The 11,507-nt window shown below is 46.9% G+C and carries 12 protein-coding genes and 1 pseudogene; all 13 read left to right on the top strand.

Annotated elements, in window-relative coordinates; genetic code table 11:
- Window positions 1-12: 12 nt before the first annotated feature.
- The 13 genes and pseudogenes from AC4PHI_RS00875 (at window position 13) to AC4PHI_RS00935 (ending at window position 11,459) form a co-directional block, all read left to right on the top strand.
- Window positions 13-789, top strand: a complete 777-nt coding sequence (locus AC4PHI_RS00875) for a distal tail protein Dit (RefSeq protein WP_492200450.1) — start codon at window positions 13-15, stop codon at window positions 787-789.
- 4 nt (window positions 790-793) lie between these two features.
- Window positions 794-3,316, top strand: coding sequence for a phage tail spike protein (locus AC4PHI_RS00880; protein WP_492200451.1), 2,523 nt, complete (start codon window positions 794-796; stop codon window positions 3,314-3,316).
- Window positions 3,317-3,328: 12 nt separating this feature from the next.
- Window positions 3,329-3,526: a hypothetical protein gene (locus tag AC4PHI_RS00885; RefSeq protein ID WP_492200452.1), complete on the top strand. Its 198-nt coding sequence runs from the start codon at window positions 3,329-3,331 to the stop codon at window positions 3,524-3,526.
- Window positions 3,527-3,530: 4 nt separating this feature from the next.
- On the top strand, window positions 3,531-4,103 hold the full coding sequence (locus tag AC4PHI_RS00890) for a hypothetical protein (RefSeq protein ID WP_492200453.1): 573 nt from the start codon (window positions 3,531-3,533) through the stop codon (window positions 4,101-4,103).
- Window positions 4,100-4,744 (top strand): glycosyl hydrolase family 18 protein, encoded by a 645-nt coding sequence (locus AC4PHI_RS00895; RefSeq protein WP_492200454.1) that lies wholly within the window; start codon window positions 4,100-4,102, stop codon window positions 4,742-4,744. The genes AC4PHI_RS00890 and AC4PHI_RS00895 overlap by 4 nt, the downstream gene beginning before the upstream one ends.
- Window positions 4,744-6,564, top strand: coding sequence for a glycosyl hydrolase family 18 protein (locus AC4PHI_RS00900; RefSeq protein WP_492200455.1), 1,821 nt, complete (start codon window positions 4,744-4,746; stop codon window positions 6,562-6,564). The genes AC4PHI_RS00895 and AC4PHI_RS00900 overlap by 1 nt, the downstream gene beginning before the upstream one ends.
- An 81-nt stretch (window positions 6,565-6,645) precedes the next feature.
- The gene (locus tag AC4PHI_RS00905; protein WP_492200456.1) at window positions 6,646-7,062 is read left to right on the top strand and encodes a phage holin family protein; all 417 of its coding nucleotides are present in this window, start codon (window positions 6,646-6,648) and stop codon (window positions 7,060-7,062) included.
- On the top strand, window positions 7,049-8,155 hold the full coding sequence (locus AC4PHI_RS00910; protein ID WP_492200457.1) for an N-acetylmuramoyl-L-alanine amidase: 1,107 nt from the start codon (window positions 7,049-7,051) through the stop codon (window positions 8,153-8,155). The genes AC4PHI_RS00905 and AC4PHI_RS00910 overlap by 14 nt, the downstream gene beginning before the upstream one ends.
- A 102-nt stretch (window positions 8,156-8,257) precedes the next feature.
- Window positions 8,258-8,431 carry a hypothetical protein gene (locus tag AC4PHI_RS00915; protein ID WP_492200458.1) on the top strand — a complete coding sequence of 58 codons (174 nt, stop codon included), beginning with the start codon at window positions 8,258-8,260 and terminating at the stop codon, window positions 8,429-8,431.
- 220 nt (window positions 8,432-8,651) lie between these two features.
- Window positions 8,652-9,455 (top strand): annotated as a pseudogene (locus tag AC4PHI_RS00920) (transketolase-like TK C-terminal-containing protein); the annotation flags it as partial.
- A gap of 278 nt (window positions 9,456-9,733) precedes the next feature.
- Window positions 9,734-10,444 carry a deoxyribose-phosphate aldolase gene (deoC, locus tag AC4PHI_RS00925; protein ID WP_492200459.1) on the top strand — a complete coding sequence of 237 codons (711 nt, stop codon included), beginning with the start codon at window positions 9,734-9,736 and terminating at the stop codon, window positions 10,442-10,444.
- 17 nt (window positions 10,445-10,461) lie between these two features.
- Window positions 10,462-10,920 carry a PTS sugar transporter subunit IIA gene (locus tag AC4PHI_RS00930; RefSeq protein WP_492200460.1) on the top strand — a complete coding sequence of 153 codons (459 nt, stop codon included), beginning with the start codon at window positions 10,462-10,464 and terminating at the stop codon, window positions 10,918-10,920.
- Between the two features lie 38 nt (window positions 10,921-10,958).
- The gene (locus tag AC4PHI_RS00935; protein WP_492200461.1) at window positions 10,959-11,459 is read left to right on the top strand and encodes a PTS sugar transporter subunit IIB; all 501 of its coding nucleotides are present in this window, start codon (window positions 10,959-10,961) and stop codon (window positions 11,457-11,459) included.
- Window positions 11,460-11,507: the final 48 nt, after the last annotated feature.

Below are 11,507 nucleotides of genomic sequence, written 5' to 3' on the forward strand. Positions count from 1 at the left end.
GAGTGATGCAGGGTGGGATTTATCTATAACGACATTTCATCAAAAGACATGGATGTAAAAGCACGGCTCACTTCCTGGCAGGTGTCCGGCATGCTGAGAAACTACTCGGCTTCCATTCCCGGAAAATACGGCGTGGCGGACTTTGGCGCAGATATGGATGCCAGAGAAATCTCGGTGTCCTGTTCCATCTTCCCCAAACTTCGCTTTTCCGATCTGGTAGAAACCTTAGACCGGATTGCGCTCTGGCTTTCCCCGGTCGACGGCTTAAAACAGCTGATTTTTGACGATGTGCCGGACCGTTATTTTATGGCAAGGCTAAAGGACAAGGTGGACTGCGAAAGAGTCATCCGTGCGGCCGGAGTATTTGACCTTTCCTTCTATTGCCCCGATCCCTTTGCCTATGCTTTGGAAGATGAGGTCTTTACGATAACGAAAGCGGGAGAAACACTCATCACACGAAGCCTTGGAAATATCGCATCAAGGCCTGTTTATTTCCTCAAAGGAAGTCTTACGAAGTCTCCGGAAAACTTTATCTCTATCTCTGTGAACGGCGTGGAGATGAAACTTATCAATGCGGAGCTTTCCTTGGGAGAGATCCTTGTAATTGACACGGAGAAGATGACGGCTTATGTGGAAGATGGAAGCGGACTTGTGCTGAGAAACGCACTCCCTTATCTCAAGGAGCTGAACTTTCCTGAGCTTAGAATCGGCGAAAACAGCGTTCTTATTCAGGCTGTTAACGGAACTTTTTCAGAACTGAAAATCAATGCGCGAAGTCGCTGGAGGTGATGACATGGCGCTTAAATTAACGATTCAATCACAGGAAGATTTTACGGGCGAGTTTCCGGCTGCCCTTGCTAAATCCGGTCTTTGGCGTTTCAACGAGGACAGCTTCGATGACCTGGGGTTTCTTATGGATTCCTCCGGCAATCATCGCAAGATGGAAGTCATAAACCGAAGCGGCACAACGGCAGGGATTAGCTCAGGCGTGATGGGAAACTATATCCAGTTAAACCTCCATGATCCGGGAACGGAACAGTCCTATTTAAAGCTTACCAATGACGGCAGCATTTTTCAGAATATCGGCGATACGATTTTAGTCGGTGGCTGGATCAAACCGACGATTTACTCTATCGGGAATACCTACTGCCCGCTTTTTAATACCAGATCAGGTCCGGGGCAGCCGATCTTTTATCTTTCCTTCTTTCAGGGAAGACCGCGCGTCATGCTCTATAACGAAGCAGGCTCGCTTATCTTAGACAGGACGACCTCTCCTTCCTTTACTTTTAAGAACGGCGGGATTTATTTTATTGCCTGTATCATTCGGCCGAATGCCAAAACGGCACAGTATGTCATAGGCGACAGGTCGGATGGCAAGTGCTGGGTATCGGAAGTCTATTCTTTTACAGGTGAACTGAACCGCTTATGTACAGCCGATATCATCATGGGCATGCATGCCGGAAGCTACTGGTATGCAGGCGGCTTTGACGACTGGTTTTTGGATACAGATTCAGAACTTACCATGCAGGATCTGGAAGAGTACTTTCGCTCCTCTTATTTTGCAAGCGGCGGTGACAGCGCTTCATCGGTGGATGCATTAACTGAAACCGGCAAAGTGCTCTTAAAGAAAGCAGACGGCATCTATCCTTTAACCGGAGAGCTTTTAACAACGGCAAAACCGCTGTCTCTTTCCGGTACAGGAAGGATCGCCATTACTAAGGAATATGAAGCGGGCGTAACGGATATTTCAGCGGTGGAATTTGGCCTAAGCTCCGACCTCAGTACATGGGGTGAATGGACTGCTCTTCCGGAAGACGGAAAAATCAAGGCTACAGCCGACTACATCCGCTTTCGCATTACACTTACGACAAATGATACAAAGAAAACGCCAAAGCTTCTTGATATCAGAATCTACGATATCCCTAAAGCCCCTTATGAAAAGATGGGCTTTGCAAGGCCCGTACTTTTGACAAAAGAGGGTGCTTGGGAAGCGGTTCTGGAAAACGCCTACGACATCATTGTCACAAGTGAGGTCAACGGCGAAGATACGCTTCACTTCAAGCTTCCTTTCAGAGATGAGAAGCGGAGCTATTTAGAAAACGAGAAGAAAATTCAAATCGTTGATGATATTTATAAAGTTAGAACCATCAACGATATCAAGGACGCTTCGGGAAACACCGTGACGGAAGTCTATGCCGAAGCGGAGTTTTATGATCTGACCTTCAGCGTCCGCAAAGAAGAAAAAAGCTTTGATGCAGAGACGGCGGAAACGGCGATGGCTTACGCTCTTGAGGGCACAGAGTGGCATGTCGGCACGGTCAATGTTAAGACAAAACGCACCTGGGTATCGCAAGAGAAGAATGCTCTTTCCATCCTTCGTGCTGTCGCAAGCCTTCACGGCGGAGACCTGGTCTTTGACTCGTCCAACAGGCTCGTTCATCTCTATACGGTGAGCGGCAGGGATTCAGGCGCTCTTTTTGCCTACAGAAAGAATATGAAAAGCATTGAGCGGGTCATAGATACGAGAAATCTTGTGACACGCTTGTATGCACTGGGAGCCGACGGGATGACCTTTTCCGATATCAATGGCGGCAAGCCCTATCTGGAAGATTTCGCCTATTCAAATGATGTGCGCATCTCCACACTTGACTGTTCTTCCTTTACCAATCCCTACCAGATGAAGGAGTTCACGGCAATGCGGTTGGCGCAATACGCCAAACCGAAAATCTCCTATGTCCTTCATGCGATGGACTTATCCGTCCTTACGGGCTTTTCTCATGAAGCCTGGTCGCTGGGAGACTATGTCCTTGTGGAAGACAAGGAGCTGGGGATTTCCGTTACGACAAGGATTGTGCGAAGAGAATATAACCTGCAGGAGCCTTGGAATACGGTGCTGGAACTGTCGACGACCTTAAAAAATCTCGGATCTTCCGTGGAAAGGCTGGAGACCATCGCAGATACCCTGGAAGGGGCAGGAGCTTTTGGCGGCGGCAACATCTCCGATATGGTGCCTTTTAACCATCTGAAAAACTCTCGGGCGGATGACGGGATGGCCTACTGGCTGAATTCCGGCTTTGAAGCCGTGAGCGAGACGGGCGGTACGGGAACGGCCGCTTTTAAGGCGGAAGGTGCGGCAGGACTTACAAAGTCTATGGCACAGACCGTCTATCCTTCCAATCGTAAAAGCTATACCCTGTCTCTGGCCATCGCTTCGGAAAACTTGGAGAAACTTTCGGATACTTCTCAGGTCGGCGTGGAAGTGGAAATCGAGTACGAAGACGGAAGCGTTGAGACGAGATTTATCGACCTTTATTAGGGGGGTGAGCGGATGGCCTATTTTAGAAAAGTAAAAGATAGCATTGCGCCTAAGGGCTATATGTCAGGGCTAAAATCCGTCACGGTGCGTATCTTTATTTCAGACTGCACCGGACAAATCTTCGTGACGGACATCCTCCTTCAGGGCGGCTCTCTTGCGACCGGCTGGGTGCCGCACCCTTCCGAGATTCGCTTTACGCTGGACGGGTGATGCTATGAAGAAGTTTTACAGGCTCTCTGAGACCATAAATAAAAAGCAGGACAAACGAGTCGTGTCCGTGACAATAAAGCCGCTTTTAACCGACATGGCAGGTGTTGTTTGGCTAACCGATCTCATGCTTCAGGAAGGAGACCGGGTGACGGGCTTTTATCCGCACACGGAGATCATGCTTCAAAAAGAAAGTGAAGGCGGCGTGGCTAAGGATCCTGTCTGGTATAACGGCATCGTCCGAGGACAGGAAACCCTGATTCTTTTTAATCTCGGGAAGACTTCGACAGGTCTTGATATAAAGCTGTACCCCAAATCGGATATGGAAGGTGTGACGTTCTCGCAAGCGGCAGGCGGACAAAGAGCCTTTTTCCCCGGGATTTTGCAAAGAGACGATGAACTGATCTTTTCCGCATCGGAAAGAAAGACAACAAGTAATGGGCAGCCCTTTCAAAAAGAAGGCTTTTATTCATACAGTGCCGCTTGGGATTCCAAGCACAAGATCGAGCTTCCTGAAGGAAAATCCGCGAGAGTGCTCTTTACCTTGCAGCAAATGGAGGAAGGAGGTGAGCCGTTTTGATTGACCCCTTAAAAAATAGAGAAATCATGGTCTGGACCTTTATGGGAAATGCCAGAATGTATGAAGCCTTGGAAAAGTACGGAGACCGCATCAATCAGATCGGTCTTTTTTCTTTTAAGGTACGGGCGACAGGTGAAATCTATGAAACGGGAGTTACTATCTCGGACATGATGCCTTATATAAGGAAATGGCCGCATATTCGCTGGCTTTTAACTGTCGCTAACGACGGCTACAATTCCATCTTCAGAGCCATACGGGAAAACACAAACGGTGCTCAGGATATATTTTTATCCGAGCTTATCCGCATCATGGAAAAGTATCCCTGGTGTGATGGTGTGGATATTGACCTGGAAGGCGGAGGAGATTACTCCACAGCGGCTAAGTCCACAGCGATGTTTCAGAATATCTATCAGGCCGTTAAAAGCTATGACGGAAGAAAACGCATCAACATCTGCCTTCCCGGTATGACAAGCGTGAAAGGCTCGGTCGGCGGTGAAAACTGGTGTGTCTACGGCGACCTTGCACCTTACTGTGATACGGCATCCATTATGAGCTATGGCATGGCCTGGGCGGGTTCTGCTCCGGGCCTGTTTCTCCAAGAGACTGGCTGGAAGGTATCTATGACTATGCCGTATCCGTGATGCCGCCTGAAAAGATTTATTTCGGCATGCCGGCTTACGGCTGGAACTGGCAGATTTATGACACGCCGGAAAACTTAGGCGACACCTACCGGGGCGTATCGCATACCTATTACGGAGCAAAGAACTGGATGACGGGCTACTATCAATTTAAGGAAACAGTGCCCGCATCTCCTCAAATCCCTATCGTTGCTTACTGGGATGATTATAACAAGGGACCCTTTGCCCTTCCGCATGTCTATGACTACATGGAAGGACGGGATGCTGAACATTACAGTTACCCCTTGATGGGTGAAGTCTATAAACGAAGGCGGTATCTCACCTCCTACGGAAAGACGCAAAAGACAAACTTTGACGGTGTCGTTGTTGACAGAAATGCAGAGCCTGATTCCTATTCCGGCATTGTTTCCATCTCGGACGGAATGATTACGCTCGGTGATAACGGAGAAGCCGTCTATGAATTTAGTGTGCCGGCTGCCGGAAGCTACGATTTGGCCGTTAAGCTCGGCTTTCCACTGTGGGATAAAAACAGTGTCCGGCTTTCGCTTGACGGCACAAGCGTTCTTGTCGAGGAGCCCAGGCTCTGGTGGCCCTACTGGCGGACGACCTTTTGGAAAGGGGTATGGAAGGCGGTCTCCCTATCTGCCGGAACACATACGCTTACCGTATCGGTTGCCGCTAAGGGCGTGCAGTTTTACGGCTTTAAGGTCTGCAGCTCTTTCAGTGAAGAAACATCCGTCAGTGAAGCGAGCTACCTTTTGTCTCCGAGAGAGTTTAAAGACATACACGGCGTGATGGTGGCTCCAAGAGAAGGCTTTAAACTTACTTTCGAGATGCTTCGGAGGAAAGCGGACTCCGCCCTCATCTGGTATGAGGATTTTAGAGACCGGCCACCGCTTCCTGAAAGCTACTGGAGTGTCCTTTCCGGTGAGTGGCAGGTCTGGCAGGAGGATGAGTTCGGGAAAAACCGTCCTTACTCACAGCTGGAAGGCTACGGAGAGCTTGCCTTAAATTACGGCGGCTTTCACGACCTTCACCTGCGGGCACAGCTCATCTTCCCTCAAAGCTTTACCGGAAGAGCGGGTGTTTTCTTAGGCGATCTGTTCTGCTGCCTGAACTACGAAGCACAGGCGGTGGAGCTTTATCAGGGAGATATCTTGCTGGGAAGTTATGCGACCTCCTTTGAAAAGACAGCTGATGCCAAGATACGAGATGCCCCAAATCTTTATACGATTGAAATGAGAAAAAGAGGCACGAATGTCAGGGTGTATTCCGGAGCGTCAAGCAGTCTGCGTTTTCAAAGAACGGTAACAAACACATCAGGCTTTGCAGGCATACGCTCAGACAGCAAAGTACACTGCCAGCTTTTTCGTGTGGGAGACAGCTTCACCTATGAACCCTACGAGTGCTTTGATGTCGTGCTGCCTGATGGAAGCCGGACGAGTTTTGGCAGGATTCCAAGAACGGGCGTCACCTGGGATGAGGAGTTTCAGGTTTTTACCGTCACCTCCGATATCGAGGAACATGAGACGAGAACGGAAAGCATCTCTCTTGATTATGAGTTTTTCCATTCGAATCTTCTGTCTCTGGTCTGCGGAAACGACTATCAGGTGAAGGTCATTCCAAGAGACATCAATGTCTGGATTTCACGGCTTTTCTTAGGCGATTCCGACGGCTTTTCCATCCTCTATTACCAGGATGTGGACTCGCTCATCTACTGGGCAAACGAAGCCGCTTATCGCTGGAAAGTCAGGGGTATGTGCATGTGGTCACTCGGCCAGGAGGATTTAAGGCTCTGGGAGTGGCTGCCAAAGCAAATATAGCTTTCATCAATCACATCATTTTGTACAAGGAAGTGTCTGCCATAGTGCAGGCATTTTTTATTTGGAAGGAGGATTTTTAACATGAAACAAATCTGGTCTGTCGTACAGACGGCATTTACGGCTGTAGGAGGTTTCCTGGGCTGGTATCTGGGAGGGCTTGACGGCTTTCTCTATGCCCTCATCGTCTTTGTTGTCGCTGACTATATCACAGGCGTTCTTTGTGCCGTCTACGACAAAAAGCTCTCAAGCGAAGTCGGCTTTAAGGGCATCGCCAAGAAGGTGCTCATCTTTGTGCTGGTAGGCATCGGCAACATCATCGATGTCTCCATCTTGAAAGAAGGCGGCGCCATAAGGACTGCCGTCATCTTTTTCTATCTCTCGAATGAAGGCATTTCCATCTTGGAAAATTCGGCACACTTGGGGCTTCCCATTCCGAAAGCCCTGAAAAACGTGCTGGAAACATTATCGAAGGAGGATGAGGAAAGTGAATCTAAATAAACTGATTTTTACAGAAAACGCCTGCTACAAGGCAGGCAGGAAGATTAAGGTCAAAGGCATCATGGTGCATTCGACCGGAGCAAATAATCCGTATCTGAAGCGCTATGTCGGTCCGGATGACGGAAAGCTTGGGAAAAACAGATACAACAATCACTGGAATCAGCCGATGGATCGACAGGTCTGTGTACATGGCTTTATCGGGAAGCTGCAAGACGGCACGATTGCTACTTACCAGACGCTTCCCTGGGATCACAGGGGCTGGCATGCAGGAGGAGCGGCTAACAACACGCATACGAGTTTTGAAATCTGCGAGGATGGGCTTAGCGACCGCTCGTATTTTGAGAAAGTCTACAAGGAAGCGACGGAGCTTTGTGCTTATCTTTGCGGGCTCTATAATCTTAATCCTTTAGAAGACGGGGTCATCATCGGCCACTACGAAGGTCATAAAAGAGGGATCGCTTCCAATCACGGGGATCCGAGACACTGGTTTTCAAAATTCGGAAAGAGTATGGACACCTTTCGTCAGGATGTAAAAAGGTTGGTGGGTGGAAGTACGGTCACTCCGAAACCGCCTAAATCTGAAGGTGTTTTATATCGAGTCCGAAAGTCCTGGCAGAATAAGAAGAGCCAGATTGGAGCCTATAAGGTGCTTGCCAATGCCAAGAGAAAGGCGGATGAAAACAGCGGCTACTTCGTATTTGATGAGAGCGGGAATGCTGTCTATCCGGAAAAATCTGCCGCTGAATACAGCACCTATACTGTAGTTAGTGGCGACAGCCTTTGGCGGATTGCTGCAAGGCTCTTAGGCGACGGAAGAAGATATCCGGAAATCAAAAAACTTAACGGGCTGACCTCCGACATCATCCATGCCGGACAAAAACTCAAGATTCCGAAAGCAGCTGCGTCTTCTGCTCTAAAGGTCGGAGACATGGTGAAAGTGACGGCTTCCCGCTATGCGACGGGAGAAACCGTGCCTGGATGGGTGAAGGAAAGAACACACAAGGTGTCGCAGATAGAAAAAGATAAAGTCCTCCTCGGCTGGCCGGACGGCATTGCGTCATGGCTTCCGATTGACGGCGTGAAGAAAATCTAAACACTGCAGTCTAAGGCTCCGATTTGGAGCTTTAAGTGCAAGACCTTCTTGTTTCGTCTAAGCTGTGAGCAATCAATCTTAATGAACAGAGGGCAAGGCAAAATGAAGACTATAACAATCAGAGTCACGGATGACGAGTACGCTCACCTTCAAGACATGGTAGGAAATGACCTCCAACAGGATCAGACAATGGAAGAGTTTGTGCTGGAAGTGTTAGCAGACAGTTTGCCGTATCTTCGGGCAAATCACTGGCCAAAATACAGGCTGCAAGACTGACGACAAATCCATCACGACATTAATTTTCCCCACGGTCTATTTTGAACATAGGTCGTGGGGATTTTTTTTATTTCCTTCAAATAATTAGCTCTCGACGTAGGTGCACCCAAGGGTTCACCTGCACCCGAATTTCAATTTTGCACCCAAATGCACCCAAGGCAAACTTTCAAGTGGATTGTATTCGTTTTGTTGTAGGATGCCAGAAAAAGAATTCCAATCAGACTCCTATGAGGGCCGGAACATTTGGTTTGGGGTGCGGGAATTTGCGATGGCCGCTGCCATGAACGGAATTCATTTGCATGGAGGCACTCGCGTGTACGGAGGGACTTTCTTCGTCTTCACTGATTACCTGCGACCAGCTATTCGCATGTCGGCTCTTCAGAATCTGCCTGTTATTTATGTATTAACACATGATTCTGTTGCAGTGGGAGAAGATGGTCCGACTCATGAACCGATTGAGCAATTAGCTAGTGTTCGCAGCATGCCGAATGTTCAGGTCATTCGCCCCGCCGATGGGAATGAGACATCAGCTGCTTGGCAGGTGGCCTTAAAAACTACTGATAAACCAACTTTGTTGGTTTTAAGTCGTCAAAATCTGCCTGTCCTACCTGGAAGCAAAGAAATGGCCAAAGTAGGGGTGGCAAAAGGTGGATATCTCTTGTCGAAGGCCAAGTCATCGGTTCCTGAGGGTATTTTGATTGCGACTGGATCTGAAGTGAATTTGGCAATAGAAGCTCAAAAAAGGCTGAAGGCTCAAGGGAAGGATGTCTCGGTAGTCTCCTTGCCAAGCTTCGATTTGTTTGAAGCTCAAGATGATCAGTATAAAGAATCCGTTCTGCCTAAAGTAGTTACGAAAAGGTTAGCAGTAGAGGCGGCCTCTTCATTTGGTTGGCATAAGTATTTAGGTGACCATGGGAAAATGATCAGCATTGATCATTTTGGAGCTTCTGCACCAGGCGATTTTGTCCTGCAGCATTACGGTTTTACCGTTGACAATGTAGTAAATATGTACAATCAACTTTAAACTAGTTTTTTGCTTATTCAGCCGTCCTTCAATGAGACTGAATAAGCCTTAGATTGTGTATTAATTTTTGTAGTAAAAAAAATAATAGGTCTGATATTGGGGGAAAATTTCTTTTTTTGAACAAAACTACAAAACGGGTTGACTTATATGGTAAAAATAATTTATCCATGTGCCTGTATCAAAGCAAGAGGAACGGAACAAATTTTTCAAAGAAAAATTGATTCATAAATAAGAAAAGTGAGGGAAAACAGATGAAACCAGAGAAAAAAGCAAAAGACATGAGTGTAGCGGAGTTAGCGAGTTATATTGACCAGTCAGTATTAAAACCGGAATTTACTTTAGAGGAAACCAAGAAGTATATTCAAGAAGGAATTGACTACGGCTGTAAAACAGTCTGTGTGAATCCTTGGGCGGTATCGTTGGCTGCAGAAATGTGTGAAGGAACAAATACGATGGTTTGTCCGGTATGTGATTTCCCGTTTGGTCAAAGCTCAACTGAATCTAAGGTAGCACAAGCGGAGATCATTTTGACAGATTATGCAAACGCTATTTCTGAATTGGATATTGTGGCAAATTATGGCTGGATAAAAAGCGGCATGTTCGACGAGGTAACTGCTGACTTGAAAGCGGTGACGGATGTTTGTCATAAATATGGGGTAGAGGTCAAAGTTATATTAGAAACAGATGCATTAACGGTGGAAGAAGTCAAAAAAGGTTGTGATTGTGTTGTTGCTGCAGGGGGGGACTTCGTTAAAACCAGTACTGGGTTCTTAACTGGTCATGAAGGAAATGGTGCGACGCCGCAAATTATTCGGATCATGATGGATCAAGTTGCTGGTAAAGCTAAGGTCAAAGGTAGTGGTGCGATTCGCACGCGGGAGCACTTCTTGCAATTGATTGATATGGGTATCGACCGCATGGGTATTGGCTATCGTTCGACACCAACTGTTCTAGGCGTAGATGACCAAGTGAGCACAGACAACTATTAAGAGAGTAGGAGAAAGGTATGAAACGGTCAACCCCAGCAAACGTGAATCCCAATATTCCTGGAATTTTGATTATGAGTCACGGACCGCTGGCAGTTGGAATTTTAGAAACTGCCAGAATGATGTTCGCGGATGCAGAAAACTTAGCTGCCTTTTCACTGGAGGAAGGCGATGATCCTGATGATTTTCGTCAAGCGTTTGTCGAAACCTATGAAGCCTTTCCAGAAGGTAGCGTGATGATGGTGGATATCTTTGGAGGATCCCCTTGTAATCAGGCCCTACGCTATGCCCAGGAAAAAGGAAAAACCTTCGAACTAATTACCGGATTAAATTTACCAATGGTGTTGGATGCAGTGGCCAGCCGAGAAGCAATCAAAGGGAAAGATTTTTCTGAAAATGTGGTAAAAAATGCAAAATCGGGGATCACTCGAGTTGATATTGAGGCTTTTCTGACTATCGAAGATGAGGATGAAGACTAAAGCCTGCAATTAAAACATTAAGGAGATGAATCAAACAGATGGCAAAAAAAATGATGGTCCGAGTCGATGATCGGCTGATACACGGACAAGTACTCACACAATGGGTAAGTACAATTAACGCTGAAAAAATTGTGGTGATTGATGATGAAATCGCAAAAGATACGATGCGAAAAAATGTCTTAAAGTTTGCTGCACCCGAAGAATTGAAGATCAGTATTCTTTCTGCTGAACGGGCGGTAAAGATTTGGAACAAAAATAAATTTGGTAAATACAATGTGTTTGTTTTATTTAAAGATGTAAAAATGATTCGAAAATGTAAAGACCTAGGCTTAACTTTCCCCGAGATTTCTTTGGGTCAAATGGCTGTTACCGCTGAAAGACTAGCAGTCTATCGCTCACTAGGACTGACAGAAGAAGAAGGGGAAATCCTGTGTGACTTGGAAAAAGAAGGTGTCAATCTATATTTCCAAATGACACCAACGGATAAAAAAGAATCCCTGGATTGTGTCAGAAAGGTCTTCCCAGCTTTAGTGGGCTAAATCGGCAACATGCAACTAAAAATCAGTTCATCATCTTATTTTGGAGGG

The sequence above is a fragment of the Vagococcus sp. QWL-13 genome (assembly GCF_058683555.1).